We start from the raw sequence: 26729 nt of genomic DNA, 5'->3' as shown, positions 1-26729 counted from the left end.
GGACGTCAGCTCGCCACCGAGCGAACCACCGAGACCGGTCCGCCGGCCAGCCGACTCCGTGCCTCGCGGGCCCGTGGATGGTCCACCTCGGACAGCAGCGCCAACGCCGTCGACCAGTCGGCACGGGCGCCCCGGACATCTCCGGCCGCGTGCCGGGTGTCGCCCAGCCGGATCAGCGACATCGCCGCCGGGATCGGATCGGCCATCTCCTGGAAGAGCCCGACCGCCCGCCGGAGGCAGTGGATCGCCGGGCGGTACCGGGACAGGAAGAGGTTGACATAGCCGATGGTGTCCCAGGTGTGCGCCTCGCCACGGCGGTCGACGATCTCCCGGTGCAGCCGCAGCGCCCGCCGGCAGAACGGCAGAGCCCGCACCGGCTCCCCGAGAAGGGCGTGACACCACCCGATCGCGTTGAGCGCGTTCGCCTGTCCGGGCCGGAAACCGGCGCGCTCGTACGACTGCAGCGCGCGCTCCAGGTGGGCCAGGGCGGCCCGGAGCCGGCCCTGCCGCTCGCACGAGTCGGCCAGGCTCATCTCGGCGTTGCCCAGGCCGGCATGGTCACCTAGCGATTCGTAGTGGATTACGGCCTCCCGCAGCTCGCGCCGGGCATCGTCGTGCCGGCCGAGCCGCAGGTAGGCCCGGGCCAGGCCGCGATGGGCCCGGCCCTGCAACGATTCGTCGCCGAGCCGGACGGCCGCCAGCAGGGCCACCCGCTGCACCCGCGCCTGCTCGGTCCACTCGGCCCGGCGGTCGTTGAACGCGGTGAGATGCCACGTCAGGTCGCAGACCAGGCCGTCGAGACCCGCCGCCTCGGCTCGATCGATCATCGCGGTGAGCACCGCGTACTCCGTGGTGAACCAGGCCAGCGCGGTGCGCGCGTCGGTGGGCCGGTTCGTACCCCGGGCGACGGTCCCCCCGGCCGCACCGGCCGGCGGGCGGGCCGGCTCACCGGACCGGACCGAGCCGCCGGTCCGGCGGTGCGTCGCGGCGCCCCCCGGATGCCGGTACGGCGAGATCAGGTCGTCGGCGGTGCGGGCCCACTCAAGGTAATGGTCGAAGACCCGGCGCAGCGCGGCCCGCCGATCCGGCTCCGGATCCACCGTCCGCACCAACTGGGCCGCGTAGGCCCGCAGCAGGGCGTGGCAGGCGAACCGGCCGGGCCGGTGCTCCACCACCAGATTTGCCCGGGCGAGCTGGTCCAGCGAGGCCCGCGCGGCACCGTCCGGTAGCCCGGCCAGCGCGGCGGCCGCCGCCACCGTGATGTCCGGTCCCGGGTGCATTCCCAGCAGCCGGAACAGCGCCGCGGCCGGTGGCGGGAGCATCCGGTAGGAACCCGAGAAGACGGCGCGGACGTCGAAGGCCTGATCCTCGTCGCTGAAGGCCGTCAGATCGTCCGCGCGGGCCTGCAACTCGGCGGCCAGCGCCGCCAGCGGTAGCTGCGGGCGCAGCCCCGCCCGGGCCGCCACGATGGACAGCGCCAGCGGTAGTCGGGCGCAGGCCGAGACCAGCTCGTCGACGGCCGCGGGCTCGGCCGCGGCCCGCGCCCGGCCGATGCGGCTGGCCAGCAGCTCCCTGGACTCACCGACGGTCATCAGGTCGAGCCCGATCGGCCGGGCGCCGGCGGCCACCAGGCCGGGCAGCTCGGTGCGGCTGGTGACCACGACCAGGCAGCCGGGGGAGCCGGGCAGCAGCGGCCGGACCTGATCGGCGCGGCCGGCGTTGTCGAGCAGAATCAGCATCCGCCGTCCGGCCAACAGGCTCCGGTAGAGACCCGTCCGGGCGCCCGGATCGGCCGGTACGCGATCCGGGCCCACCCCGAGCGCCTCCAGGAAGGACCGGACCACCTGGTCGCCCCGGACCGGGCCCACCGTCGGGTCGAAGCCGCGCAGGTCCGCATGGAGCTGGCCGTCCGGGAACCGCGCCGCCACCCGGTGGGCCCAGTGCAGGGCCAGGGTGGTCTTGCCGACCCCCGCCGAACCGGTGATCGTGCCCACCGCTGGCCCGCCGTCTCGTCCGGACTGAACGGGACCGGCGCCGTGCACCAGCTCATCGAGCAGGCGAAGCTCCGCGGCCCGGCCCACGAAGGCGACCGCCGCGGGCGGGAGCTGCGCCGGAACGACCGGCGGTGGCAATGTTGGCGTCGGCGGGCCGGCCGACCGAACGGCACCGCCTGGTGCGGCGCCGGGCCGGCGCTGCGGGGTCGCCGGCCCGGCGGCCGGTTCGAGCAGCCGTCGGTGGGCCTCCGTGAGGGCCGGACCGGGATTGACACCCAGCTCCGTCGCGAGCCGCTGGCGCGCGGCGTTGAACACGGCGAACGCCTCGGCGCGCTGTCCCAGGGCCAGATAACAGGTCATCAGGTCCGCCTGCGCGCGCTCGTCCAGCGGACGGGCGCGGGCGTGCTCCCGTACGGCCGGCAACACGTGCTCCACGCGACCGAGCTGGACCGCCACCTCCGCCCGCCAGGTGAGCACGAGTTCGGCCTCGGCGCAGATGGCCGCAACGCTGGGCTGTCCCGCCAGCCCGGGCAGGTCGGCGAGCGGCGGTCGCCAGAGCTCAACCGCCGCCGCGGTGAGCTGCCACAGCCGCTCCCGCTCGTCGGCGCCGCGCGCCTCCCGGGACGCGGCCACCAGTTCCCGGAACCGCAGCGCGTCCACGGCGACCGCCGCCGTTTCCAGTCGGTAGCCGGTGCCCACCGCCGGTAGCAGCGGACTGGGCGTGCGGGCGGAGCGGTGCGGCTCCAGCACCCGGCGCAGGTGCTTCACGTGGGTCTGGATGACGTTGGCCGCGGCGCGGGGCGGCTCGGCCGGCCACAACGCGTCGACGAGTTCGTCGCGGCCCACCGGCCGGCCGCCGGCAAGGGCAAGCAGTGCCAGCACGGCCCTGCGCTGAGGGGGTCCCGGCGGGAGTTCGCGGGCGTCCCGCCACATCCGGACGGCACCCAGCAGGTCGATCCGCAACGCGGCGCCCGGTGCCTCCGAACCCACCCGTCACCCCCGCCCGCAGATCCGTTCGGTGATCCGATCATCACGCTGAGGTCGTCCATTCTGCATCCAGTGAGCAGCCAACGGCAAGATCCACGATTGCGGCGGCGCTCGGTCTGGCGTACCGGTCTGCACGGGGGATGGCCGTTACTCTGCCTCGCCCTGATCCGCGTGGCCGCCCCCACTCTGCCCGACCTGCCGCAGCAAGTGGGACAGAGTGGGGGAGCACGAGCCGAAGCCAACTTTTGACTGATCGGATAAAAGTTTGGGACTGCCGGACGTGAAGCTCTTTACGTCTGATGCCTAATTCGACTACCGTCCGACCCAAGCACACTGCTTCGGAGGTCGTCGATGACGGCGCATGACCAGTTCCAGGACCCGCTCGCCGCCCGACTGCTGCGCCGGCTCCGCGACGCCGGCCCGGTGTCCCGGGCGGAACTCGCCAGCTACCTCGAGGTGCCCCGGCCGAGGCTGCTGTCCGAACTGGACTCGCTGCTGGCCGCCGGGCTGCTCTCCGAGGCCGGCCCGGCCGCCTCGCGCGGCGGCCGGCGCTCCACCCTGGTCGAGCTCAACCGCGACCTGCGGTTCGCGGCCGTGGACCTGGGCGCCCGCTCGATCGACGTCGAGATCACCGACGGGCGCCTCGAACCGCTCCTCTCGCACGCCGAGCCCGCCGACATCCGCTCCGGGCCGCGGGTGATCCTGCACCGGGTCAGCGAGATCCTGGCCAAGCTGCGCGCGGACGGCGCGTACCAGCGGCTGCAGGCCATCGGCATCGGGGTGCCCGGGCCGGTCAGCTTCCGCGACGGGCATCCGGTCTCGCCGCCGATCATGCCGGGCTGGGACCGGTACCCGGTCCGCGAGGTGCTCAGCCGGGAGCACGGCTGCCCGGTCGTGGTGGACAACGACGTCAACATCATGGCGATCGGTGAGCACTACGGGGGAGTGGCCAACATGACCGACAACCTCCTCTTCCTGAAGATCGGCACCGGCATCGGGTGCGGGATCTACCTCGGTGGACGGGTCTACCGCGGCACCGACGGCAGCGCCGGCGACATCGGCCACATTCAGGTCGACGAGGAGGGCCCGGTCTGCAGTTGCGGGAACGTCGGCTGTCTCGAGGCGTACTTCGGCGGCGCCGCGCTGTCCCGGGACGCCCTCACGGCCGCCCGCGCCGGGCAGTCGCCGGCGCTGGCCGAACGCCTGGCCGGCAGCGGGACGCTCACCGCCGCCGACGTGGCGGCCGGCGCGGCCGAGGGCGACGTACGGTGCATCCAGCTCATCCGCGACGGCGGCCGGCGGGTCGGCACGGTCCTGGCCGGCCTGGTCAGCTTCATCAACCCGTCGATGATCGTGATCGGCGGCGGCCTGGCGGGGCTCGGGCACCTGCTGCTCGCCGAGATCCGCAGCGTGGTCTACCGGCGGTCCCTGCCGCTGGCCACCGGCAACCTGCCCATCGTGATGTCCGAACTCGGCGGCCGGGCCGGCGTGGTGGGCGCGGCCGTGCTGGCCAGCGACATGTTCTACGGGCAACCGTCATGAGCGAGCGCAGCGAGCGAATCATTGAGCACTGTGCGCTGGTGCCTCATGGCGGGTCCGAGCGCAGCGAGGAGCCGACATGAGCGAGCGGAGCGAGGAGCCGACATGAGCGCGGCCGAGCGGCCGGTCGTGCTGCGCCTCGACGGCATCGTCAAGACGTTCCCCGGGGTACGCGCGCTGGACGGCGTCCAGCTCGAGGTGCGGGCGGGCGAGGTGCACTGCCTGCTCGGCCAGAACGGCGCCGGGAAGTCCACCCTGATCAAGGTGCTGGCCGGGGTGCACCGCCCGGACGCCGGCGAGCTGCGCTGGCAGGGCGAGCGGGTGTCGTTCGGCAACCCCCAGGCCGCCACCCGGGCCGGCATCGCCACGATCTACCAGGAGCTGGATCTGGTCGAGGACCTCACGGTGGCCGAGAACGTCTTCCTCGGCCACGAGCATCGCACCGCCGGCTTCGTCCGGCGCCGCCGGATGCGCCGGGACGCCCGCGCCATCCTCGGCCGGCTGGGGCATCCGGAGATCCCCGCCGGTCGCGCGGTCGGCCGGCTCCCGGCCGCGGCCAAGCAGATCGTCAGCATGGCGCGCGCCCTGTCGTACGACGCCCGGCTGATCGTGATGGACGAGCCCAGCGCCGTCCTCGCGCACGACGAGGTGGCCAACCTGTTCCGGGTGATCCGCGAGATGACCGCGCAGGGCATCGCGGTCATCTACATCTCGCACCGGCTCGAGGAGATCCGCGAGATCGGCGACCGGGTGACCGTCCTGAAGGACGGCCGCACCTCGGCGGTCGACCTGCCGGCCCGCGACACCCCCACGGCCGAGCTGGTGTCCCGGATGACCGGCCGGTCCATCGAGTACGTCTTCCCGCCGCGCGGCGCGGGCGTCCGGGCGCCCGGCGCGGCGCCGCTGCTCGAGGTGACCGGCCTGACCCGGCACGGCGAGTTCACCGACGTCTCGCTGACGGTCCACCCGGGCGAGATCCTCGGCATCGCCGGCCTGGTCGGCTCCGGACGTTCCGAGCTGCTCGAGACCGTCTACGGCGCCCGGCGGGCGCACGCCGGCCGGGTCCGGATGGCCGGCCGCACCCTGCCGCCGGGCCGGGTCGGCCCCGCCGTGCGGGCCGGCATCGGCATGGCGCCCGAGGAGCGCAAGAGCCAGGCGCTGCTGCTCGACGAGCCGATCTACCGCAACATCACGCTGGCCGGCTTCGGCCGGTACGCCACCGCCGGCCTCACCCACGCGGACCGGGAACGCGCCGTGGCCGCCCGGATCGCGGACGCCCTGGCGCTGCACCCCCGCGACGTCCGGCGCACCGTGCGCACGCTCTCCGGCGGCAACCAGCAGAAGGTGGTGCTCGGCCGCTGGCTGCTCGGCGGCGAGGGCGCCGATCCCGGCGATCCCGCCGGCGCCGTCGGGTCGGCGGCCGGTACCGCCGGGCCGGCGGCCGGTACCGCCGGGCCGGCGGCCGGTACCGCCGGGCCGGTGGCCGGTACCGCCGGGCCGGCGGCCGGGGGCGTCCGGCTGCTGCTGCTCGACGAGCCCACCCGCGGGGTCGACGTGGGGGCCCGGGCAGAGCTCTACCAGGTCATCCGCCGGCTCGCCGACAGCGGCGTCGGCGTCCTGCTGGTCTCCAGCGAGGTCCCGGAGGTGCTGGGGCTCGCCGACCGGGTGCTGGTGATGCGCGAGGGACGCCTCGTGCACGAGGCCCCGGCGGCGGAGCTGACCGAGGAAACCGTACTCGACCTCGTCATGGCGGGGTCGCTGCTGGAGGTGACGGCGCCATGAGCGAGCAACTGGACACCGTGGCCGGGAGCGGCGGCCCGGCCCGCCCGGTGTCCCCGGCGGCCGGCGGCGCACTGGCCCGGCCCGGCCGCGGCCGCTGGTGGCGCGAGGACGCGAGCGAGCCGGTACGCCGGAACCTGGGCCTGGTCGGCGTGCTGGTGGTGCTCTACCTGATCGGCGCCTTCGCCCGGCCGGACATCTTCGTGCACCCCGGTCGGTTGTGGAGCAACGAGCTCACCGTGCTCACCCAGGCCGCCAGCATCGGCGTCATCACGGTGGGCATGACCTTCGTGATGATCAGCGGCGGCATCGACCTGTCCGTGGGCGCCCTGCTCGCCCTGGCCAGCGTCTGGTCCACCACGGTGGCCACCCAGAGCTACGGGCCGGGCGTCATGATCCTGGCCGCGCTGCTCGTCGGCGCCATCGCCGGCCTGGTCAACGGCGTCCTCATCGCGTACGGCCGGATGGTGCCGTTCATCGCCACCCTGGCCACCATGGTGGCGGCCCGCGGCGTGGCGCAGAAGATCTCCGGCAAGCTGACCCAGATCGTCAAGGTGAACGGCATCAACCGGATCGCCGAGACGAAGATCCTCGGCATCCCGTTGCTGGTGCTGATCTTCGCGGCCGTGGCGGTGGCCGGCTGGGTGCTGCTCAACCGCACCACCTTCGGCCGCCGGACCGTGGCCATCGGCGGCAACCCGGAGGCGGCCCGGCTGGCCGGCATCAACATCCGGCGCACCCAGCTGGCCCTCTACGCCCTCTCCGGCCTGTGCTGCGGGATCGGCGCGGTCATGGTCACCTCGCTGGCCAACGCCGGCTCCTCGGACCACGGCAACCTGTACGAGCTGCAGGCCATCGCGGCCGCCATCATCGGCGGCACGTCCCTGTCCGGCGGCCGCGGCACCATCGTCGGCTCGGTGCTCGGCGTGCTGGTCTTCACGCAGATCAACAACCTGTTCATCGTCAACAACCTGCAGCTGGAGTACCAGCTGATCGCCCAGGGCGCGATCATCGTCGGCGCGGTCCTGGTCCAGCAGTTCCGTCCCGCCGCGCTCCGCCGGTCCACCCCCGGGAGCGCAGCGCTCCCCCGCTCCGCTCCCGGGGGCGGCTGAGCACCGCCCCACCCACCTCGGAACGTCCCGGGTCCGCAGTCGACCAGGGACCGGCACGCCGCATCCACTTCCGACCAGGAGGTCGTCATGACGCACGTCTCCACAGACCTATCCCGCCGCCGCATGCTGCTGGGCGGCGCCGTGCTGGGCGCCGGCACCCTGCTGACCGCCTGCACCTCCAACGAGGAGAAGCCGACCGGCGCCGCCAGCGCGCAGAACACCGCGGCGGCCGGCGGGGGCAACGCCGCGCCGGGGAAGTCGGTGACCATCGGCTTCTCCGCTCCGGCCGCCGACCACGGCTGGATCCGGGCCATCACCGACAACGCCAAGAAGCAGGCCGGCACGTACTCGGACGTGAAGCTCGTGCAGGTCGACGCCGGCAAGGACGCGCCGGCGCAGGTGGCCGCGCTGCAGACGCTGATCCAGCAGAAGCCCGACGCGATCGTGCTGCTGCCGCAGGACGGCGCCCAGCTCACCGCGGCCGGCAAGGCCGCCATGCAGGCCGGCATCCCGGTGATCAACCTGGATCGCGAGTTCTCCGACGCCGGCGCCTCGCGGTTGCTGATCAAGGGCGACAACTACGGCATGGGCGTGGCCGCCGGCACCTACATCGGCACCAAGCTCAAGGGAAAGACCGACGCGGTCATCGCCGAGATCGCCGGCATCGACAGCCTGCCGCTGACCCAGGAACGGTCCCGGGGCTTCAAGGAGGCGCTGGCCACCTTCGGGCTGCGCGTCACCAACCGGGTGGCGGCCCAGTTCACCGTCCAGTCCGGGCAGGACGTGACGGCCAACCTGCTGCAGGCCGCGTCCAAAATCGACGCCATCTGGAACCACGACGACGACCAGGGCGTCGGGGTGCTCGCGGCGATCAAGCAGACGGGCCGCAAGGAGTTCTTCATGGTCGGCGGCGCCGGCTCGCTGGACGCGATGGAACACATCAAGGCCGGGGACACGCCGCTGGAGTGCACCGTCACCTACCCGCCCAGCATGGCCGCCTCGGCCATGTCGCTGGCCCGGCTCATCGCGCAGGGCAAGGGCCTGTCCGACCTCGTCGAACTCCAGGTGCCGAAGCAGATCGTGCTCGCCTCCGAGACGATCACGAAGGAGAACGTCGACAAGTACCTGCCGCTCGGGTTCAGGTCCTGACCAAGGGAGCACCATCAGTGTCCGCACAGGAACTGCGGGTCGGCATGGTCGGCCACGCCTTCATGGGCGCCGCGCACTCGCAGGCGTGGCGCACCGTGAACCGCGTCTTCGACCTGCCGCTGCGCGCCCGAATGGTGGCCGTGGCCGGCCGGGATCCCGCCCGGGTGACCGCCGCCGCGGACCGGCTCGGTTGGACCGAGGCGGTCACCGACTGGCGCGAGTTGGTCGCCCGGGACGACATCGACCTCATCGACATCTGCACGCCCGGCGACAGCCACTGCGAGATCGCCCTGGCGGCGCTCGCGGCCGGCAAGCACGTCCTGTGCGAGAAGCCGCTGGCCAACACGCTCGACGAGGCCCGCGCCATGGCCGCGGCCGCCGACATGGCCCGGCTGCACGGGGTACGCGCCATGGCCGGCTTCAACTACCGGCGGGTGCCCGCGGTGGCCTACCTGCGGCAGCTCGTGGCGGCCGGTCGGCTCGGCGAGATCCGGCACGTCCGCGCCGTCTACCTGCAGGACTGGATCGCGGACCCGCAGTTCCCGCTGGTGTGGCGGTTGCAGCGGGAACGGGCCGGGTCGGGGGCCCTGGGCGACCTGGGGGCGCACATCATCGACCTCACCCAGCACCTCACCGGCCAGCTCATCAGCGGCGTGAGCGCCCTCACCGAGACCTTCGTCCGGGAACGACCGCTGCCGGCCGACGCGAGCGGGCTCTCAGCCTCGGCCGGAGCCGACAGCGGACAGACCGGGCCGGTCACGGTCGACGACGCGGCCGTCTTCCTCGCCCGGCTCTCCGGCGGCGGGCTGGCCACGTACGAGGCCACCCGGTTCGCCACCGGCCGCAAGAACGCGCTGCGGGTGGAGCTGAACGGGTCGCGCGGCTCGGCCGTGTTCGACCTGGAACGCCTCAACGAACTGGAGTTCCACGACACCACGGCGCCGGAGCCGGAGCGCGGGTTCACCCGCATCCTGGTCACCGAGCCCACCCACCCGTACCTGTCGGCCTGGTGGCCGCCGGGCCACATCATCGGGTACGAGCACTCCTTCACGCACGAGATCCGGGACCTCGTCGAGGCCGTCGCCACCGGGGCCGACCCCGAGCCGTCCTTCACCGACGCGCTGCGGGTGCAGGGCGTGCTCGACGCCGTCGAGCGCAGCGCGGCCGCCGACGCGGCCTGGACCCCGGTGCCCGACGCCGCCGTCCAACCGTCCGCCACACCCACCGGGGGGAGCACCCGATGACCCGACCCATCACGCTGTTCACGGGACAGTGGGCCGATCTGCCGTTCGACGAGGTCTGCCGGCTCGCCGCCCAGTGGGGCTACGACGGCCTGGAGATCGCCTGCTGGGGCGACCATTTCGATGTGGACCGCGCGGTCAACGAGGAGGGTTACGTCGACCGCAAGCGGGAGACGCTCGCCAAGCACAACCTCGCCGTGTACGCCATCTCGAACCATCTCGTCGGTCAGGCGGTCTGTGACCACCCGATCGACCGGCGCCACCAGGACATCCTGCCGGCCCGGGTGTGGGGGGACGGCGATCCCGAGGGCGTGCGGCGGCGGGCGGCCGAGGAGATCAAGAACAGCGCCCGCGCGGCCGCCCGGCTCGGCGTGCGTACGGTGGTCGGCTTCACCGGCTCGGCCATCTGGCACACCCTGGCCATGTTCCCGCCGGTCCCGCCGTCCATGATCGACGAGGGCTACCAGGACTTCGCCGACCGGTGGAACCCGATCCTGGACGTGTTCGACTCCGTCGGGGTGCGGTTCGCCCACGAGGTGCACCCCAGCGAGATCGCGTACGACTACTGGACCACCAAGCGCGCCCTCGAGGCGATCGGTCACCGGCCCGCCTTCGGGCTCAACTGGGACCCGTCGCACTTCGTCTGGCAGGAGCTCGACCCGGTCGGGTTCCTGCTCGACTTCGCCGACCGGATCTACCACGTCGACTGCAAGGACGCCAAGGTACGCACCGGCGACGGCCGCCGCGGCCGGCTCGCCTCCCACCTGCCCTGGGCCGACCCGCGCCGCGGCTGGGACTTCATCTCCACCGGGCACGGGGACGTGCCGTGGGAGGACTGCTTCCGGGCGCTGAACACGATCGGCTACGACGGACCGATCTCGATCGAGTGGGAGGACGCCGGAATGGACCGCCTGGTCGGCGCGCCGGAGGCGCTGGCGTTCGTCCGCCGTCTCGCCTTCGATCCGCCGTCGGCGGCCTTCGACGCCGCGTTCTCCAGCCGGGACTGAGTCTCCCGGCCGGCCCCGGACCGGCGGCCTGATCGGGTGCGACCCGGGCGCTCCCGCCCGGGTCGCACCGCACAGGACCGCGTTGTCCTTGTCGGTCTGCCCGATGGCGGCCCGGATCAGCCCGCCGCCTTCGCCGAACCTCTGCTTGGCCGCCGCGAGCTTGCCGATGGCGCCAGCACGGCCGGTTGCTGGGTGCCGGCGGTGAGCGCCGGCAGGACTCCGTCAGCCGCGGGTGGCGGCGAGGAACACGAGCCACAGCAACGGCATGCCGAGGAAGCAGATGGCCCCGCCCAGCCGGGCGGACCGGGTGCCGCCGCCACCGAGCCGGGGCCGGCCGAGCAGGCCGATCGCCAGGTAGCCGGCGAAGAACGCCAGGGCCGGCAGCCCGCACAGCGACCACGGCACGAGCTGCCAGGGGATGCGCCCCAGGTCGCCCGGGCTCAGCAGGAACAGCAGCATCGAGACGCCGCTGCCCAGCAGGGCCGCGGCGGCGTACAGCAGGGCGTTGCGGGCCACCGGCGGGAGCCCGGGCAGCAGCGCGGGCCGGCCGGCCCGGGCGTGTGCCTCCGCGGCCGCCGCGTCGGCGGCGTCCGCCGCCACCGCGCCCCGCCGCAGCGCCTCGGCCGGATCCGGCACCGGGCCGGGGGCGACGTTACCGACCTGCGGCTGCGGGAGCCGCAGCGTGCCGGCCAGGTCGGCGAGGTGTTGACCCTGTACGGCGAGCCGGTGCGCCAACTCGTCCGCGCCGGTCCGCAGCCGCCGGTCCCGGGCCGCCTGCTGGTCGACCCGGGCGCGCTCGCCGTGCAGGATCTCGCCGAGCCGCCGGGCGGTCTCGGTGTACGCCGCCCAGCTGACCGGCTGGGGGGCGTACCGGCCGGGGCGTTCGGCGCCGGACCGCCGCGGCGCCGGCACCGGCGGCGGGTGCTCGCCGGGGTCGGTCACGACGCCGCCTCCAGCCCGTCCAGCGTGCCGGGCCGGACGTACGGGACGATCAGCGTCCGCCGGTTGTCGTCCCGGTCGATCAGCAACGCGCGGTTGGGCCGGGGCCGCCACTCCGCCGTGTAGTCGCCGAGCAGCGAGCCCACGTCGGCGGCCGGCAGGTTGAGCACCACCAGATGGGCGATCTCACCGCCGCCGGTCGGGCCGAGGTCCGCGGCGTACCGGCTCAGCGTGCGCCACCACCCGAGCAGGTGGATCCCCGCGCTCGGCCCGCCGGCCAGCACCGCCCGCAGGTCGTCGTGGCCCGACCGGTACGTCGTCGGGTCGCTGGCGGCCAGCAGTCCGCTGGCGGCGTCCGCGCCGAACACCACCAGGTACGTGGTCGTACCGATGGCCCGACCGGCGGCGCCGGCCCGCCCGGCCAGCCGACCCAGCAGGTCGCGCAGCCCGGTGACGTCCACCGTCTCGCAGTCCTGACCGGCTGCGGCGACCGCCGCCACCGTCGCGTCGGCGGCCTCGTCGGCGGCGGCCACCAGCGGCGCGACCACGAAGCGCGCGCCGCCCGGCTCGTGCTGCCGGGCCAGCCCGCAGGCCGCCGCGTACAGCACGTCCGCGCCCACCGGCGAGGTGCCGAGCACCCCGAGGTGGCTGCCGGGGGTGGCGTCGAACGGGAAGCCGGCGGTGGGCAGCCCGACATCCACCGCCCGGCCGACCACGGCCCGCCGGCGGCGTACCCGTGGCGACAGCCGGACGAACCCCGGATCCTGCTCGGGGTGCTGCTCGGCGTAGCCGGCGAACACCGCCGGGGGCGAGTCACCGGGCGGCCGCGCCTCCCACAGCCGGTGCCGCTGCGCGGTCACCGAGACCGTGTCGGCGTCCGGGAACCGCACCACCCGGTTCGACCCCGCCAGACCGGCCGCGGTGTTCACCACGGCCACCCCCACCGGCAGGTTGTCGGCGGCGTCGTTGAGCTGATCGAGCACGCCGCCCCCGCCGGCCAGGGCGACCCGCAACGGGAACTGCCCGAAGATCGACTCCGTCTTGGCGAACAGCGCCTCCACCCCGGCGATGGTCTGTGACGCCAGGATCAGATGGATGCCGTACGAGCGGCCCTTGCGGGCCAGCTCCTCCAGCAGCCCGACCGCCTGCCGGGCCAGCCCGTCGTTCCCTTCGAACAGCACATGGAACTCGTCGATCACCGCCACCAGCCGTGGCATGGCCACGTCCGGCCGGCCCGTGCGCAGGTCGGCCAGCTTGGTCACGCCGGCCCGCTTCAGCTCGGTGGCCCGTCGCGCCATCTCCCGGGACAGCGACCGCAGCACGGCCAGGCCGTACTCCCGGTCGGACTCGATCCCGACGGTCCGGGCGTGCGGGACCCACGACGGGTCCACCGCGGTCGGGGTGAACTCCGCGAACGACACGCCCTCCTTGAAGTCGAGCAGGTAGAGCGCCAGCTCGTCGGGGGAGTACCGGGAGGCCAACCCGTAGAGCACGTCCAGCAGGAACACCGTCTTGCCCGATCCGGTGCGGCCGCCCACCAGCCAGTGCGGCGTGGCGTCGTCCAGCGCCAGCACGGCCTCGCCCCGACCCTCCCGGCCGACCACCGTACGCACGCCGTCGATCGACGAGGCGGTCCAGAGCCGGTCCGGCATCAGCGCCGCGAAGTCGGTCGACGCGAGCGCCCGCGCCGAGCTGCCCAACCGCCGGCAGACCAGCTCCACCAGCTCGTCCGGCGGCCCCGGGTCCAGCCGTACCGGCACCGGTAGGCCGGGCGACCCCGCGCCGAACCGGTGCGGACCGGGCGGGTCCGACACCGCGTACGTCCCGTCCCGCAGCGCCGTGAGGTGGGTGGTGGAGACCAGCCGCGGCGCCACGGGCAGCCCCGGAAGCTGCGCCGGCGGATAGCCGGCCAGCAGCAGGTACACCCCGGCCGGCGGCCCCGCGTGGGCGATGCCGGCCAGCCGCGACCACTCGGCCCGCCCCGTGCCCTCGGGCAGCGCCGCGCAGCACACCAGCAGCACCGCCGGATCCGCCGCGCCGGCCGGCTCGGGCCGCGCCGGGACCGCCCCGGCCGGCGCCCCGGCGATCCGTCGCTCGGCCTCGGTCAGCACGGCGTGCAGGCCCGCCAGGTCGGTGGCCGTCGGCGGCCACGCCGCGGACTCGGCGAGATCCCGGAACGGCGCGAAGACCGCGCCGAGGGTGGCGCCGTCCACCGTGGCCACCCGCGCCGTGTCCTCGGGCAGCGCGGCCAGCACCCGCAGCAGCAACCCGCGCAGCCAGCGGGCCACCGCAGGATCCCGGGCGTCCCGGTCCACCGCCAGATGACCGGCCCCGACGAACGGCGCCACCACCGGGAACCAGCAATCGGCGGCGGGCACCGCGTCGCCCACCCGGATCAGGACCGGCCGGCCCGCGTGCTGCTGCACCCCGGTGGGCAGGTTCGCCACCGAGCCGTCGAGCGGGCAGCCCAGCCAGCCGGGGGCGAGCGCCGTACCCAGCCGGCGCAGCTCGGTCGCCAGCCCGCGTACCTGATCGGCGCGTCCGGCGGCGTCGAAGCCGGCCGGCCGATCGTCGCCGGCCCGGGCCCGCGCGGCCGCCAGGTGCGACACCGCCTCCCGGTGTGCCGTCACCGCCTTCGCGAACGCCGACGACACCGACTCCATGTCCCGCCACCCCGACCACGATGGACCACCATCACTGGCCCCGACCCTACCGAAGGCGGCCACCCACGGTCAGCCCCGGATTGCGCACCGTCTCCCGAGCCCGGTCGGGTCCGCGGGTGGCCCTGCTCCGGTCAGCCGGTGCCGGTCGGGGCCGCGGTCGGCTTGTTTCGGTCAGCCGGCTCGGGCCGGGCCCGCGGTGGGCGCGGCCGGGTCAGGCGGCTCGGGCCGGGCCCGCGGTGCCGAGCAGCGCGTAGAACAGCGGGATCCGGGCCTGCTCGTCGGGCAGCCGCCACCAGCCGTCGTCGGTCGGGATCATCTGCGGCCAGCGCGGCCAGGGCAGCTCCGCGCTCTCCCGCAGCCGCTCGATCCGGATGCCGGCGTCCACCAGCGCCGTGACCACCTCGCCCAGGCCGTGCGCCCATTCGTAGCAGGTGGTGGCCTTCCGCAGTTGCGGCCCGTCGGTGTAGGTGCGGGTGGCGTCGAGCTCGATGGCCCCGCGACCGGCCAGGTAGTCGTGGCGCAGGATCAGCTCCCGGTCCCGCGGGTCGCCCGGCACCAGCCCGAGGGATGTCAGCACCGGGTGGAACTCCACCACGTACGCCGCGCCGCCCGGACGCAGCAGGCGGCTGAGCACCCGCGCCCAGCGGGCGAGGTCGGGCAGGTAACACAGCGCGCCCTTGCCGGTGTAGACCACATCGAACCGCCGCCCGTCGAGGGCCTCGACGGCGTCGTAGACGTTCGCGTGCACGTACTCGATGTCCAGGCCGGCCTGCCCGGCGATGCGCCGCGCCTCCGTCACCGCCGCCGAGGAAAGATCCACCCCGACGGTACGGGCGCCGCGCCGGGCGAACGCGGCCGTCTCGGTGCCCAGGTGGCACTGCAGGTGCAGGACGTCGCGTCCGGCCAGGTCTCCCAGGTCCGTCCACTCGTAGCCGGCAAACCAGGACTCCGCGGGCCTGCCGCCAACGTCGTAGAAGCGGCTGGCCGCGTGAATGGGCGTCCGCTCGTCCCAGTTGGCCTCGATGGTGGCCATCCGTTGGCGGGTGGCCTGGTCGAAGTCGTCGGTCATGCCCTTATCCAGGCACGGCCCGCGGTCGATGTCCAGCCGGCGCACGGGCCGCGCGTGGCGCCCGCCCACCCGGTCGCGGCCGCTGGCTCAGCGCGAGCGGCGGCCGGTCGCGGCCCGGTCTCCGCCGGACCGGCCGCCCGGTCGCGGCCGCTGGCTCAGCCGACCGTTCTGCCGTTCAGCGGCTCGCCCGCCGCGTACGCGGGTCGCTCCACCGGTTCGGCCGGAAGCGCGATCGGCGCCCGGTAGCCGTCCCGCGCCGGGCGGCGGGCCTCGCCCGCCGCGATTTCGGACCGTTCCCCGTCGTCGGTCCTCGACCGATCGCCGCCGTCCATCCGGGACCATTCGCCCTCGTGCGTCCCGGACCGTTCGCCGTCGTCCGTCCCGGACCATCCGCCGTCGTCCGTCCCGGACCGTTCGCCCTCGTCGGTCCCGGACCTGTCGTCGTCCGTCTCGGGCCGATCGCCGCCCGAGGCACGCGACCGGTCGCCGCCGGGGGCGGCCGACCAATCGTCGCGGCCGGACCGGTCGTCGTCCGAGGCGCCGGACCAGGCTTCGGCGGTACGGGACCGCTCGCCGTCGGTCCCCGACCGCTCCCCGGCCGGCGGCTCGACGGCCGGCCGCTGGGAGGGGATCCGGCCGCGCCAGCCATCGGTGTCCGGCTCGTCGATGACCCGCGGCTCGTGGGGCTCGGCGGAGTGTCGGGCGGTCAGCATGGGGTACTCCGCGGTCTCCCCGCCGCCGCCGGCCGCGGCCGCCAGCACCGCGGCGGCGGCGAGGTCGGCCACCCGCTTGGCCTCCCGCTGCACCCGCGCCCGCACGTCCTTGGCATGCCGCTCGGCGAACTCGGCGGCGCGCCGCGCCTCGTCCAGCCGGCCCAGCTCGGCGGTCGCCTCCGCCCGGACCTCCTCGAGTCGCTGCTCGGCCGCGGCCAACTCACGCTTGGCGGCAGCGCTGCCGGCCCGCGACTCGGACAGCTCGGTCCGTGCTGCCGCCAGTTCCTCGCGCAGCCCGGTCAGCTCGCGGTCCCGCTCGTCGACGTCCCGCCGCAGCCCGGCGAGTCGCTCCTCGTGGACCGACACCTGCTCCTCGGCCCGCTGCTTCACCTCGGCCGAGTACCGCTGCGCCTCGGCGATCAGCAATCCGGTCTTCTGCTCGGCGGCGATCCGCTGGCTCGCCAGCTCCCGCTCGGCCGCCTCGCGGTGGTCGGCCAGATAGCGCTCGGCCGCGGCGCGCCGGTCGGCGATCTCCCGTTCCACGCTGGCCTGCCACTGGGCCAGCTCCTGCTGGCTCTGCTCGCGGGCCGCCGTGGTCTCCTGCTGGATCTGCGCCCGGGCGGCCTTCATCAGCGCCTCGGCGGCGGCCCGCGCCTGCTCGACCTGCTCCGCGCTGGCCTCGCCGATCCGCTTGGCCTCCTCCTGGGCGGTACGCAGCGCGGTCTCGCCGTCCGCGCGCAGCTTCTCGGCCCGCTCCCGGGACCGGTCCAGCTCCGCCTCGGCCCGCGACCGGTCCTCCGCGAGGGCCTTCTCCTGCGCCGCGCGCCGGGCCGCCAGCTCCTCCGCCAGCTCCCGCTCCGCGGTCTCGGCCCGCTCGCGGGCCTCGGCGAGCACCTTCTCCGCCTCGCTCTGCAGGTCGGCGGCCCGGTGGGCGGCCATCTCCTTGATCACCCCGGCCTGCTTCTCGGCCAGGTCGAGGATCTGGTCGACCATCGGACCGAGGTCCCGGAAGGTGGCCCGGTCCGGCATGCTCGGCCGGCGCCGCAGCTCGGTCAGCTCGGCCCGCAGCCGCTCGTCCTGCCGGCTCTGCTCCCGGAGCTGGTCGGCCAGCTTCCGGGCCTGTTCGGCCGCCCGGCCATGCTCGAGGTTCACCGCAGCCAACCGGCTCTCGGTCTGCTCGACGTACCGGTCCACCTGGCGCTTGTCGTAGCCCCGCAGCCCGACCTCGAAGTTCGGCCGCGCGGCGAAGTCGTCGAAACCTGTGAACGCTCCGTCGCTGGTGGACATGCGCCATCCTCCGTAGGATCCCGGCCGCCCGCCGGGGACGGCCGGCGGGCCACGATGAGGCGCAACGCTACCGCCGTTCGGGTCGGGACGCGGGACCCGCCTCCCGTACCCGGCCGGCGCGTCGTCCCGCCCGCACCGTGCGTTACTCCCCGGCTCCTCGCCGACAAGCACCGGACACCGATCAGTCGTAGCCGTACGGCTCGCGCGGCCGGTACGGCGCATCGAGCCGGCGCGTCTCGTCGGCGCTCAACCGCAGTTCGGCCGCGGCCACCGCGTCGTCGAGATGCCCCATCCGGGTCGCCCCGACGATCGCCGCGGTCACGGCCGGTCGGCCGAGCACCCAGGCCAGGGCGATCCGCGCCGCGGTCGCCCTGGCCGCGAACTGGGCGCAGGCGAACTGCCACGTCCGCATCAGGGACGCGCCGACGTACCGGACCTTGCCGTCACGCCGGCATCGACGGCGTGCCGCACGATCGGTTCCGCCGCTTCCTCGTCGAGATACCACGGGACGCTTGCGGGATTCCCGTAGCTCATCATGCCGAGCGCGATCCGCGAGACACGGATTCCGGACGAGCCGAGCCGGACGTACCGCATCTCAGCTCCCGCTCCGGGTGGGGCGGTGGATGGCCAGCCCGGCGGTCACCAGGACGATTCCGAGCAGGTCCCCGGCGGTGGGCACCTGGCGCAGCACCAGCGCCCCGAGCACCGTGGCGCTCGCCGGAAGCAGGCACAGCATCAGCGCGAAGCTGGACCGGGGCAGCCGAGCCATCGCCAACTGGTCGGTGACGTACGGGATGACCGACGAGCAGACTCCGACGGCCACCGCGGCGAGCAGCAGGCCGGGCCGCCGGAACGCCGGCGCGGCCGGACCGACGCCGAGTGGCGCCGCCGCTACGGCGGCCACCAGCATCGCCGCGCCGAGCAGATCCAGTCCCCGCCGGCGGGTGCCGTCCGGCGCTCCGGCGTTGGCGGCCCGGTGGGCCAGGGTGACATACAGCATGAACAGGGCGCAGTTGGCCAACGCGAGCGCGAAGCCCAGCGGGCTGCCGCCGAGCCGGACGTCGGCGAGGACGCCGACGCCGCCGGCCGCGAGCGCCACTGCCAGCAGATTGCGACCGGTACGAGCGCCCGCGGCGGCCAGGGCGAGCACGCCGAGAAACTCGATCGACCCGACGGTGGCCATCGGCAACCGGGCGATCGCGAGGTAGAAGACCAGGTTCATGCCGGCCAGGGTCAGCCCGAGGGCGAGCACCAGGCTCAGCCGACCGCCGCTCGTTGCCTGGGTCTTTGTGGTTGCCTGGCCGCCCGTGGTTGCCCGGCGTCGCCGGGCCGGTGGCTGGGGTCGGCGGGAGAGTGGCCGGAGCAGCCGCCATGGGTGGCGCCAGGCCGCGAAGACCAGCGCCGCGCTGGCCATCCGGAGCCACGCCACGCCGCGGACGTCGATCCGGCTGAACAGCAGGACCGCCATGGCCGGCCCGAGGTAATGGAAGACCGCGCTCACAGCCAGGATCACCGGAACCGGAACGCCGCCCGCCGGCCCCGGAGGATGGTCTCGGGTCACCATGGCATCCTCCGGTGGTACGCGCGGCCACTGAAGGGCAGGATGAAGGCGCGGATCCCCAATCTCCTGGAATTTGAAGGACGGATGCCATGACTTCCTTGACCGGTCCGGTGCCCGGCCTGGATGAGGTGAATCTTCGTCTGCTTGCCGAGCTGCAGACTGATCCGCGGTTGTCCATGTCCGAGCTGGGCCGTCGGGTCGGCATGTCGGCGCCGGCCGTGACGGAGCGGGTTCAGCGTCTGGAGGCGGCCGGAGTGATCGTCGGCTACCGCCTCGAGCTCGACCCGGCCGCGCTGGGCCTGCCGGTGGCCGCCGTGGTGCGGATCCGGCCCGGCCCCGGGCTGCTGACCAAGCTGGCCGACGCGATCCGGGAGACGGCAGAGGTGGTCGAGTGCCACCGGATCACCGGCGAGGACTGCTTCGTGCTCAAGATGCACGCACCGTCGATCGGGGACCTCGAATCCCTCCTGGACACCTTCCTGATGTTCGGCCAGACCACCACGTCCATCGTGGTCGCCACGCCCGTGCCACCGCGGCCGCTGCCGCTGCCGGCGCCGCCGCGATCGCCCCGGGCCGAGCCGGCCCCGTCCGGGCCGGGCCGGGCCGGCGGGAGAACGGGGCTCACCCGGCCGCGGCGGGGTTGACGAACAGCGGCGGGGCCGGCGCGAGACGGTGCGCCATGCCGCCCGGACACCGCCGCCCGCGGTCCGCAGTCAGCCGGCGTAGGCGGCCGCCACCCGCTTGGGCACCACCATCCGCCAGGAGTCCAGCACCAGCTCCCGCATCTCCTCCTCGTCGAGCTCGGCGAGCCACACCTCGAGCCAGTTGAACCGCAGGTCCGAGGGCCGGGGGAGGAAGAACTTGGCGGGCTCGGCCGCCACCAGCGCGTCCCGCTCCTCCTTCGGAAAGCCGAAGCCCATCGACAGCTCGTCCGGGGCGATGCTCAGGTAGACCAGGCGGCCCACCCGGAATTTCACCCGGTCCCGGATCAGATGTCGCTCACTGCGCGGCAGAGTCAGGGCCAACTGCTCCACGTCCCGGGCCGTCACCATGCGCCTGTCCCTTCGACGCCAGCACCGTAGACCGCCGGTACGACACCGGCGCCGATCCGGAACCGGTGCCCGGTCGTGGCGGCACGTCGTAACCGCCGACCGTGCACCGGCCTCAGTCCGGTAGCAGCGGCATTTCCGGGCCCGACTCGCGGCCCAGCAGCGCCGCCCGGGTGAGGGCCGCGGAACCGAACCGGTCTCGCACGGCGTCCACGGCCGCGTCCAGCTCGGCCCCCGGATGAGCGTCGAACGGCAGCGGCGGCTGCACCTCGTGGCCGTCCAGGTTGCCCACCGACACGCCGAGCAGAGTCACCCCGCGCCGGTCGATCTCGGGCAGCGCCGTCCGCAGCAGCGCTCGCGCGGCCCCCAGCACCACCGCCGTGTCGGCGCTCGCCTTGGCGAGGGTGCGGGACCGGGTGGCCCGGCGATAGTCGGCGAACCGCAGTCGCAGCACGACCGTCCGCCCCGGGCGGCCCGCCGACCGCATCCGCCGGGTCACCCGATCGACCAGGCCGGCCAGGATCGCGTCCAGCTCGGCCGGTGAGCGGGGCCCCAACCCCAGGGCGTGCTGGGCACCCATCGACCCGCGTCGGTGGCCCACCCGTACGGGCCGGGGGTCGCGGTTGTGCGCCAGCGCGTGCAGGTGCCGCCCCGCCGCCGCGCCGAGCAGCGACACCAGGGCCGACTCGCCCAGCCGGGCGACGTGGCCGACCGTACGGATCCGCCGGTCCCGCAGCCTGGCCGCGGTGACGGGACCGACCCCCCACAATCGTTCCACCGGAAGCGGGTGCAGGAAGTCCAGCTCCCGTTCGGGCGAAACCACGAGCAGGCCGTCCGGCTTGGCGACGCCGCTCGCGACCTTGGCGAGGAACTTGGTCCGGGCCACCCCGACGGTGATCGGCAGGCCCACCCGGTCCCGGACGGTCCGCCGCAGCCGCGCGGCGATGTCGACGGGCGCGCCCGCGAGTCGGCGCAGGCCGCCCACGTCCAGGAACGCCTCGTCGATGGACAGGCCCTCCACCAGCGGCGTCGTGTCCCGGAAGATGTCGAAGACGGCCCGGCTGGCCGCGCTGTACGCCGACATCCGCGGTGGCACCACCACAGCGTCCGGGCAGAGCAGCCGCGCCTGACGACCGCCCATCGCGCTGCGGATCCCGTACGCCTTGGCCTCATAGCTCGCCGCGAGCACCACGCCACCCCCGACGATCACCGGCCGGCCGCGGAGCCGGGGATCGTCGCGCTGCTCGACCGAGGCGTAGAACGCGTCAAGGTCGGCGTGCAGAATGCTGGCGTCCGGCGACACGAACATATGTTCGCATAGAACCGGCTGACCTGCGAGGACTTCCCTGGCCTGACGGCGGCCACGCCTCCCCGCCCGCGGACGTTCGCCGGGTGGGCGCGGAGCGAGGTTTGCCGGCGGGCCGTCCCGGAGAGGGCAGGAGACGCCGCGGCGACGAACGGGGGTGCGGCATGAACCGGGTGATGGCGGCCATGGCCGTCGTTGTGGGGATCCTCGCGATGATCCAAAACAAGCGCTTCGGTGATGCGGGGATCGAGACGAGCCGGCGCTTCTACCGCATCGACCTGCCGCCCGGCACGCGCCGCCGCGCGTTCACCATCTGGTACGGCCGGATCCTGGCCGTTGTCGTCGGCGCCGCCATGGTCGTGCTCGGCACTCTCGGCGCGGTGGGCGTGATCCACCCGCACTGAGCGCGGCGGAGTCGGTCATCATGGGAACACTGCCCTAAGCAACCATCGAGGGCGCGCCCCCCGGTCGAGCCGGTGATACGTGATACTTAGCAAACATCGCGTTTGAGCCGGCCAGATGTGGGGCAGAGGCAGCGCCAGTAGCGATCGTGGTGTCAGTCGACGAGAGGCAGCTCCGTGTCCGATCCTGTCCGCACCTCCGGCGAGCCCACCGCCGTTCCGGAGGGAGTCACCGATTCCTTGCTGTGGCGCCTCGCCACCCGCGTCGCCGCCGAGCATCGGCTGGACGCCGACGGCCGCTGCCACAACCTGCAGTGCCACTCCACCGAGGGCCCGTGCGCCGCGGCGAGGTGGGCCGAGCGCGCCCTACGCGTCTCCGGAGGCGCCCCCGCTCACCCCGACGTCCACGCTGGCGGCGCGGCCTCGGGCGGGGCCGCGCGGCCGGCCGCCCGCACCGAGGCTCCGGCCGCCTGGTCGGCGCCGCGGTCCAGCGCCGCCTGACAGCACATCGCCGCCCGCGGCTTGCTCCGGTCGGGCCACAGCGGTCCAGCGCCGTCTGACATCCCTGCGGTTCCGTGGCGGTTCGGGCCGGGCTTCCGTGGCGGAGGGCCGCCCGACGGCGCCGGCGTCCGCGGCCGTTCGGCTCGGATCTCAGTCGGTGGGCGGTCCGGCCGCGATCCGGGACATCGCGGCCGCCGGGCCGCCGCGCCACCATCCGGTCGCCTCCACCCACCAGGTCAGGCCGGCCTCGACGTACGGCTGGAGCACACCGGCCGCTTCGGCGCCGGTGGTCGCGCCCTCGACCGCGATCTCCACCGGGTCGGCGGACCGGGCCCGGACGAATTCGGCCGCCGCGGCGAAGTCGGCGGGCGCGACGTTGCGGGTTCGCTGCTCGGCGAACGTCGGCATGACGCCGTCGAACCTGGCCGCCCGGCGCAGCCCCGCGGTGTTCGGCCAGCGACCGCCGCACCAGATGGGTACGCCGGGCACGCCCCAGTCGGTCCACAGCTCCGTCAACCGAGCCAGCTGTCGGTCCAGCGTCCGACCTCGGGCGCGAAGGTCGGGATCGAGCCCGAAGTCCGCGTACTCCCGGTCCATCGAGCCGATGGTGGCCAGCAGCGTGAGTCGCCGTCCGGACAGCTCGTCGATGGCGGCCGCGTCCCGGGCGACGTCCTGGACCTGCCGCCGGGGAAGCGCGACGGTCAGGATGATCCGCAGCCGCGTGGTGGCGCCGGCGATCGCCGCCGCGGCCACGGTGGAGCTGGTCACCGGCCAATCCGCACGGTGGTAGAGGAGGTGGTCCCACAGGTGGACGCCGTCCCATCCGTACCGTTCCGCCGCGGTGGCCAGGTCCAGCAGGGTCTGGGGGGCGCCGAACTCGCCGACGGTGGGCAGGCCGATCGCGTATCGGGCAACCATGCCCGGAGACGGTAGCGGCCGCCCGGGCTCAGGCCGCGCTCGGCGTCAGGTGCTCGGCGAGCACCCGGAGGTACGTCGTGCGGGCCGCACCGTGCCGGTGGACTCCGGCGTCGGTGGGCGCCACGAAGACCCCACGCCGGTCGGCCTGGCAGAGGGCGCGCTCGACCAGCCCGGCGCGTTCGAGCCGGGCGACCGTCCGGGACAGGGCGCTCTGGCTCAGGTACATCTGCCCGGCCAGGTCCTGCATGCGGCGCTGATCACAGCCGGCCGACACCAGCCGGTCGAGCGCCTCGAACTCACTGAGCGTGAGGTCGTGCCCGTCGTGCAGTGCACGCTCCAGTTGGCCGGCCACCTCGTTGTAGCAGGTCAGCAGCGCCCGCCAGCGCTCAATCAGGTGGGCCTCGGCGATCATGTCGGGCATCCTACCCGGATGAGGGGCAACTATGCACCTACAAAAAATGCCGACGCATCAAGTGCATGGACATCACATGCACGCGCATATAACGTTCGCCGGGTGACCGTTACCGACACCACCACCCGCCCGGCGTCGCCGGCGGCGGGCCCCGTACCCGTCCCGTCCGCGACCCACTGGACCCCACGGTTGCGCGGCGTGCTCGGCGTGCTGTGCGCCGTCCTGTTCCTCGACGCGCTCGACGTCTCCATGGTCGGGGTGGCACTGCCGTCCATCGGCACCGAGCTCAACCTTTCCACCACCTCGCTGCAGTGGATCGTGAACGGCTACGTCCTCGGCTATGGCGGCCTGCTCCTGCTCGGCGGCCGGGTCGCCGACCTGCTCGGCCGGCGCCGGATCTTCCTGATCGCCCTGGCGGCGTTCGCCGCCGCCTCGCTGCTCGGCGGCCTGGTGGACGACGGGACGCTGCTGATCGCCACCCGGTTCGTCAAGGGCCTGGCCGCCGCGTTCACCGCGCCCACGGCGCTGTCCATCCTCACCACGACGTTCCCGGAGGGGCCCGCCCGCAACCGGGCGCTGTCGATCTTTTCGGTCTTCGGCGCCAGCGGCTACTCGTCCGGCCTGGTCATGGGCGGCCTGCTCACCGGTCTGGGCTGGCGGTGGACCTTCCTCATCCCCGTACCCATCGCGATCGCCGCGCTGACGGCCGGCCTCGCCCTGATCCCCCGGGACCGGCCGGCCGCCGAGGGCGGCCACGACCTGCTCGGCGCCGCCACGCTGACCGGCGGCATGATGCTGGCCGTCTACACCGTGGTCTCGGCGCCCGACCGCGGCTGGACCGACCCGGTCACCCTCGGCTCCGCGCTGGTCGCCGTGCTCCTGCTCGCCGGCTTCGTCGCGGCGGAGAGCCGGGTACGCCACCCGCTGATCCGGCTGGGCATCCTGCGCACCGGCGCGCTGGTGCGGGCCAACCTCAGCATGGTGGCGCTGTTCGGCTCGTACCTCAGCTTCCAGTTCATGATGACCCTCTATCTGCAGGGGACCCTGGGCTGGTCGCCGCTGCGGATGGCGCTCGCGCTGCTCCCCGCGGGCCTGCTGGTCGCGGTCGGGTCACCGTTCGTCGGCCGGCTCATCGACCGGTACGGCAGCCAGCGGCTCATCCTGGCCGCCATGGCCTCGCTCGGCCTCGGCTACCTGTGGTTCCTGACCACCGCCGGCTCGGCGCCGCACTACCTGGCCACGGTCCTGCCCACCATGCTGCTGCTGGGCGGCGGCTTCGCGTTCGGCTTCAGCTCGATCACCGCGCAGGCCACGCAGGGGATCCGCGACTCCGAACAGGGCCTCGCCTCCGGCCTCGTGCAGACCTCCGGTCAGGTGGGCGCGGCCCTGGTGCTGGCCGGGGTCACCGCGCTGGTGACCGGCGGCTCCGGCGGGCGCGGGTTCGGCCCGTACCACCCGGGTGTCAACCTGGTCACCGGCGTGGCCCTGGTGGGGCTCGCGCTCAACCTGGCGGCCGTGCTGAGCCGGCCGCGGGGAAGCCACCGCGCCTGACGGCCGGGCCGGCCTGCGCCCCGCGGTCCGCGGCGGAGGCCGGTCCGCCGGCGCTGGCCGTTGTTGCCGGCCGGGCAACAACCGGCCGAGCAACAACCGGCCGTCAGGGTCGGTCCGGCAGCGGACCGACGTACCGCCAGCGACCGTCGGTCCGGACGAACCGGCTGCGTTCGTGCAGCGTCCCCGGCCGGCCGCCGGTCCGGTAGTGGGCGTCGAACTCCACCGTGCCGACGCTGTCGAGCAGTCCGCCGCGGTCCGCGGCCACGATGTCCAGCCGGAACCAGCGTTGCTCCGGATCCAGCTCCAGGCGTGCCGGCCGGGTGGTCGCGGCCCAGGTCTCCAGCAGGTACGCCGGTTCGCCCAGCGCGAAGGCGCTGTACCGGGAGCGCATCAGCTGCTCGGCCGTGGCGGCGGCCGCCCGCCCGGCGTGCAGCGGGCCGCAGCAGTCGACGTACGGCTGGCCCGTGCCGCACGGGCAGGGTGCGGCGGGCCCGCCGGCGGCGCGAGATGGACGCTTCGGCACGGCGCCATTGTGCGGCATCGCGGCCCCGGTGGCCGGCCCGGCGTCACCGTCCCACGGCAGCCCCAGCCGGGACGGCCCGGTCAGCCGACGAAGGTCATGCTGTCCGGAAAGATTCCCCTGGCTGCCCGGGCGCGCAGGATCTTCGCGGCGATGGAGCTGGCGAGCCAGTTGAAGTCGCCGTTCTCGGCCCGCGCCTTCATGGTCCGCGGGTCGATCACCAGGACCTGGTCATACCGCTTGTTCTGCCCGAACTCGTACCGCACCTCGTCCGGGCGCTCGGCGATCTTGCGAGCGGTGATCAGCCTTCCCACGGGATTGATCCCTTCCGGTCTTCGATCAGGACCCGAGGGTAGGGGACGGTGGCGAGGATCGCCGACCGGGATGCGCTTGGATGGGAGGCGTGACCGAACGGCGCGAGGGGCCCGCGGGCGAGCTGGTGGACGTGGTCGACGAGCAGGACCGGGTCGTGGGTCGGGCGACCCGCTCCGAGGCCTACGCCCGGCGGCTGCGGCACCGGTGCGCGTTCGTGCTGGCCCGTGACCCACAGCGGCGAATCTTCGTGCACCGCCGGACCACCACAAAGCTGATCTTCCCGGGCCGGTACGACATGTTCGTGGGCGGCGTGCTGCAGGCAGGGGAGACGTACGACGCGGCCGCGCTGCGGGAGGCCGAGGAGGAACTGGGCGTCTCCGGGCTGCCGGCCCCGACGCCCCTGTTCCGGTTTTGCTATGACACGCCCGAGCACAGCTGGTGGTCGGGCGTGTACGAGGTGACCTGCGCGCTGCCGGTCCGGCCGCAGGCCGAGGAGGTGGCCTGGCACGCCTTCCTGCCGGAGGCGGAGGTGGCCCGCCGGCTCGACGAGTGGGACTGGGTGCCGGACGGCCTCGAGGCCTACCGCAGGCTGCTGGCCCGGGGGAGGTGAAGACCCGGAGTCGCCACGCGTGTCGGGTAGACCCGATGGCGCCGGCTCACCTCGGGCGGGGTTGGCGTTGTAGCGTCCGCTCCAGCCCGTCGGCCGTCGGCATCGC

25 protein-coding genes are annotated in these 26729 nt (G+C 74.3%); 11 read left to right on the top strand and 14 right to left on the bottom strand.

Annotated elements, in window-relative coordinates; all coding sequences use genetic code 11:
* Positions 1 to 5: 5 nt before the first annotated feature.
* The gene (locus tag ACFFHU_RS24160; protein ID WP_377342491.1) at positions 6 to 2984 is read right to left on the bottom strand and encodes an AfsR/SARP family transcriptional regulator; all 2979 of its coding nucleotides are present in this window, start codon (positions 2982 to 2984) and stop codon (positions 6 to 8) included.
* Between the two features lie 348 nt (positions 2985 to 3332).
* Here ACFFHU_RS24160 and ACFFHU_RS24155 point away from each other — a divergent pair, with 348 nt between their 5' ends.
* The 6 genes from ACFFHU_RS24155 to ACFFHU_RS24130 all read left to right on the top strand — a co-directional run bounded on the left by ACFFHU_RS24155 (position 3333) and on the right by ACFFHU_RS24130 (position 10808).
* Positions 3333 to 4523 (top strand): ROK family protein, encoded by a 1191-nt coding sequence (locus tag ACFFHU_RS24155; protein ID WP_377342490.1) that lies wholly within the window; start codon positions 3333 to 3335, stop codon positions 4521 to 4523.
* Positions 4524 to 4625: 102 nt separating this feature from the next.
* Entirely contained in the window at positions 4626 to 6302 is a 1677-nt protein-coding gene (locus tag ACFFHU_RS24150; RefSeq protein WP_377342489.1) for a sugar ABC transporter ATP-binding protein, read from the top strand.
* Entirely contained in the window at positions 6299 to 7411 is a 1113-nt protein-coding gene (locus ACFFHU_RS24145; RefSeq protein ID WP_377342488.1) for an ABC transporter permease, read from the top strand. The genes ACFFHU_RS24150 and ACFFHU_RS24145 overlap by 4 nt, the downstream gene beginning before the upstream one ends.
* An 87-nt stretch (positions 7412 to 7498) precedes the next feature.
* Entirely contained in the window at positions 7499 to 8560 is a 1062-nt protein-coding gene (locus ACFFHU_RS24140) for a substrate-binding domain-containing protein (RefSeq protein ID WP_377342487.1), read from the top strand.
* 44 nt (positions 8561 to 8604) lie between these two features.
* Complete coding sequence (locus ACFFHU_RS24135; RefSeq protein WP_377342530.1) at positions 8605 to 9804, top strand: Gfo/Idh/MocA family protein; 1200 nt, start codon at positions 8605 to 8607, stop codon at positions 9802 to 9804.
* Complete coding sequence (locus tag ACFFHU_RS24130; RefSeq protein WP_377342486.1) at positions 9801 to 10808, top strand: sugar phosphate isomerase/epimerase family protein; 1008 nt, start codon at positions 9801 to 9803, stop codon at positions 10806 to 10808. Before ACFFHU_RS24135 ends, ACFFHU_RS24130 begins: the two co-directional genes overlap by 4 nt.
* Before the next feature lie 222 nt (positions 10809 to 11030).
* On the opposite strand, the gene ACFFHU_RS24125 is transcribed toward ACFFHU_RS24130, so the two are convergent.
* The 7 genes from ACFFHU_RS24125 to ACFFHU_RS24095 all read right to left on the bottom strand — a co-directional run bounded on the left by ACFFHU_RS24125 (position 11031) and on the right by ACFFHU_RS24095 (position 19043).
* Positions 11031 to 11720 (bottom strand): hypothetical protein, encoded by a 690-nt coding sequence (locus ACFFHU_RS24125; RefSeq protein ID WP_377342529.1) that lies wholly within the window; start codon positions 11718 to 11720, stop codon positions 11031 to 11033.
* A gap of 26 nt (positions 11721 to 11746) precedes the next feature.
* Positions 11747 to 14473 (bottom strand): FtsK/SpoIIIE domain-containing protein, encoded by a 2727-nt coding sequence (locus tag ACFFHU_RS24120; protein WP_377342485.1) that lies wholly within the window; start codon positions 14471 to 14473, stop codon positions 11747 to 11749.
* Between the two features lie 148 nt (positions 14474 to 14621).
* Positions 14622 to 15479, bottom strand: coding sequence for a class I SAM-dependent methyltransferase (locus ACFFHU_RS24115; RefSeq protein ID WP_377342484.1), 858 nt, complete (start codon positions 15477 to 15479; stop codon positions 14622 to 14624).
* 155 nt (positions 15480 to 15634) lie between these two features.
* Complete coding sequence (locus tag ACFFHU_RS24110; protein WP_377342483.1) at positions 15635 to 17479, bottom strand: hypothetical protein; 1845 nt, start codon at positions 17477 to 17479, stop codon at positions 15635 to 15637.
* 181 nt (positions 17480 to 17660) lie between these two features.
* Positions 17661 to 17891, bottom strand: a complete 231-nt coding sequence (locus tag ACFFHU_RS24105; protein WP_377342482.1) for an aldo/keto reductase — start codon at positions 17889 to 17891, stop codon at positions 17661 to 17663.
* Complete coding sequence (locus ACFFHU_RS24100) at positions 17891 to 18073, bottom strand: hypothetical protein (protein ID WP_377342481.1); 183 nt, start codon at positions 18071 to 18073, stop codon at positions 17891 to 17893. Before ACFFHU_RS24100 ends, ACFFHU_RS24105 begins: the two co-directional genes overlap by 1 nt.
* 1 nt (position 18074) lies before the next feature.
* Positions 18075 to 19043 (bottom strand): EamA family transporter, encoded by a 969-nt coding sequence (locus ACFFHU_RS24095; RefSeq protein WP_377342480.1) that lies wholly within the window; start codon positions 19041 to 19043, stop codon positions 18075 to 18077.
* An 86-nt stretch (positions 19044 to 19129) separates the two neighbouring features.
* Between ACFFHU_RS24095 and ACFFHU_RS24090 the strand changes: the two genes are divergently transcribed.
* Positions 19130 to 19684, top strand: a complete 555-nt coding sequence (locus tag ACFFHU_RS24090) for an Lrp/AsnC family transcriptional regulator (RefSeq protein WP_377342479.1) — start codon at positions 19130 to 19132, stop codon at positions 19682 to 19684.
* A 69-nt stretch (positions 19685 to 19753) separates the two neighbouring features.
* Here the strand turns inward: ACFFHU_RS24090 and ACFFHU_RS24085 are convergent, their stop codons facing one another.
* Together ACFFHU_RS24085 and dinB are read right to left on the bottom strand one after the other, a co-directional pair.
* Positions 19754 to 20092, bottom strand: coding sequence for an MmcQ/YjbR family DNA-binding protein (locus ACFFHU_RS24085; RefSeq protein WP_377342478.1), 339 nt, complete (start codon positions 20090 to 20092; stop codon positions 19754 to 19756).
* 112 nt (positions 20093 to 20204) lie between these two features.
* Complete coding sequence (dinB, locus tag ACFFHU_RS24080) at positions 20205 to 21392, bottom strand: DNA polymerase IV (RefSeq protein ID WP_377342477.1); 1188 nt, start codon at positions 21390 to 21392, stop codon at positions 20205 to 20207.
* 167 nt (positions 21393 to 21559) lie between these two features.
* On the opposite strand from dinB, the gene ACFFHU_RS24075 reads away from it, so the two are divergent.
* Together ACFFHU_RS24075 and ACFFHU_RS24070 are read left to right on the top strand one after the other, a co-directional pair.
* Positions 21560 to 21799 (top strand): hypothetical protein, encoded by a 240-nt coding sequence (locus tag ACFFHU_RS24075; RefSeq protein ID WP_377342476.1) that lies wholly within the window; start codon positions 21560 to 21562, stop codon positions 21797 to 21799.
* 174 nt (positions 21800 to 21973) lie between these two features.
* Positions 21974 to 22297 carry a hypothetical protein gene (locus tag ACFFHU_RS24070; RefSeq protein WP_377342475.1) on the top strand — a complete coding sequence of 108 codons (324 nt, stop codon included), beginning with the start codon at positions 21974 to 21976 and terminating at the stop codon, positions 22295 to 22297.
* A gap of 150 nt (positions 22298 to 22447) precedes the next feature.
* Here ACFFHU_RS24070 and ACFFHU_RS24065 read toward each other — a convergent pair whose 3' ends face one another.
* A complete protein-coding gene (locus ACFFHU_RS24065) occupies positions 22448 to 23215 on the bottom strand; it encodes an LLM class flavin-dependent oxidoreductase (protein WP_377342474.1) in 768 nt (255 codons plus the stop codon).
* A gap of 28 nt (positions 23216 to 23243) precedes the next feature.
* Positions 23244 to 23627 carry a MarR family winged helix-turn-helix transcriptional regulator gene (locus tag ACFFHU_RS24060; RefSeq protein WP_377342472.1) on the bottom strand — a complete coding sequence of 128 codons (384 nt, stop codon included), beginning with the start codon at positions 23625 to 23627 and terminating at the stop codon, positions 23244 to 23246.
* A gap of 102 nt (positions 23628 to 23729) precedes the next feature.
* Between ACFFHU_RS24060 and ACFFHU_RS24055 the strand changes: the two genes are divergently transcribed.
* Entirely contained in the window at positions 23730 to 25178 is a 1449-nt protein-coding gene (locus ACFFHU_RS24055) for an MFS transporter (protein ID WP_377342471.1), read from the top strand.
* 103 nt (positions 25179 to 25281) lie between these two features.
* Here the strand turns inward: ACFFHU_RS24055 and ACFFHU_RS24050 are convergent, their stop codons facing one another.
* Both ACFFHU_RS24050 and ACFFHU_RS24045 read right to left on the bottom strand, forming a co-directional pair.
* On the bottom strand, positions 25282 to 25701 hold the full coding sequence (locus tag ACFFHU_RS24050) for a YchJ family protein (protein ID WP_377342470.1): 420 nt from the start codon (positions 25699 to 25701) through the stop codon (positions 25282 to 25284).
* A gap of 80 nt (positions 25702 to 25781) precedes the next feature.
* Positions 25782 to 26012, bottom strand: a complete 231-nt coding sequence (locus ACFFHU_RS24045; protein WP_377342469.1) for a hypothetical protein — start codon at positions 26010 to 26012, stop codon at positions 25782 to 25784.
* Between the two features lie 89 nt (positions 26013 to 26101).
* Here ACFFHU_RS24045 and ACFFHU_RS24040 point away from each other — a divergent pair, with 89 nt between their 5' ends.
* Positions 26102 to 26623, top strand: a complete 522-nt coding sequence (locus tag ACFFHU_RS24040; protein WP_377342468.1) for an NUDIX hydrolase — start codon at positions 26102 to 26104, stop codon at positions 26621 to 26623.
* Positions 26624 to 26729: the final 106 nt, after the last annotated feature.

The organism is Plantactinospora siamensis, assembly GCF_042434095.1.
Taxonomy (GTDB): domain Bacteria; phylum Actinomycetota; class Actinomycetes; order Mycobacteriales; family Micromonosporaceae; genus KBS50.
The sequence above is the reverse complement of the archived record's forward strand: the minus strand, read 5'-3'. Positions and strand labels throughout refer to the sequence as shown.

Coding starts and splice junctions, on each gene's coding strand:
- ACFFHU_RS24155 (WP_377342490.1), top strand. CDS start 3,333: ATGACGGCGCATGACCAGTTCCAGGACCCGCTCGCCGCCCGACTGCTG.
- ACFFHU_RS24150 (WP_377342489.1), top strand. CDS start 4,626: ATGAGCGCGGCCGAGCGGCCGGTCGTGCTGCGCCTCGACGGCATCGTC.
- ACFFHU_RS24145 (WP_377342488.1), top strand. CDS start 6,299: ATGAGCGAGCAACTGGACACCGTGGCCGGGAGCGGCGGCCCGGCCCGC.
- ACFFHU_RS24140 (WP_377342487.1), top strand. CDS start 7,499: ATGACGCACGTCTCCACAGACCTATCCCGCCGCCGCATGCTGCTGGGC.
- ACFFHU_RS24135 (WP_377342530.1), top strand. CDS start 8,605: ATGGTCGGCCACGCCTTCATGGGCGCCGCGCACTCGCAGGCGTGGCGC.
- ACFFHU_RS24130 (WP_377342486.1), top strand. CDS start 9,801: ATGACCCGACCCATCACGCTGTTCACGGGACAGTGGGCCGATCTGCCG.
- ACFFHU_RS24115 (WP_377342484.1), bottom strand. CDS start 15,479: ATGACCGACGACTTCGACCAGGCCACCCGCCAACGGATGGCCACCATC.
- ACFFHU_RS24110 (WP_377342483.1), bottom strand. CDS start 17,479: ATGTCCACCAGCGACGGAGCGTTCACAGGTTTCGACGACTTCGCCGCG.
- ACFFHU_RS24105 (WP_377342482.1), bottom strand. CDS start 17,891: ATGCGGACGTGGCAGTTCGCCTGCGCCCAGTTCGCGGCCAGGGCGACC.
- ACFFHU_RS24100 (WP_377342481.1), bottom strand. CDS start 18,073: ATGCGGTACGTCCGGCTCGGCTCGTCCGGAATCCGTGTCTCGCGGATC.
- ACFFHU_RS24095 (WP_377342480.1), bottom strand. CDS start 19,043: ATGGTGACCCGAGACCATCCTCCGGGGCCGGCGGGCGGCGTTCCGGTT.
- ACFFHU_RS24090 (WP_377342479.1), top strand. CDS start 19,130: ATGACTTCCTTGACCGGTCCGGTGCCCGGCCTGGATGAGGTGAATCTT.
- ACFFHU_RS24085 (WP_377342478.1), bottom strand. CDS start 20,092: ATGGTGACGGCCCGGGACGTGGAGCAGTTGGCCCTGACTCTGCCGCGC.
- ACFFHU_RS24075 (WP_377342476.1), top strand. CDS start 21,560: ATGAACCGGGTGATGGCGGCCATGGCCGTCGTTGTGGGGATCCTCGCG.
- ACFFHU_RS24065 (WP_377342474.1), bottom strand. CDS start 23,215: ATGGTTGCCCGATACGCGATCGGCCTGCCCACCGTCGGCGAGTTCGGC.
- ACFFHU_RS24060 (WP_377342472.1), bottom strand. CDS start 23,627: ATGATCGCCGAGGCCCACCTGATTGAGCGCTGGCGGGCGCTGCTGACC.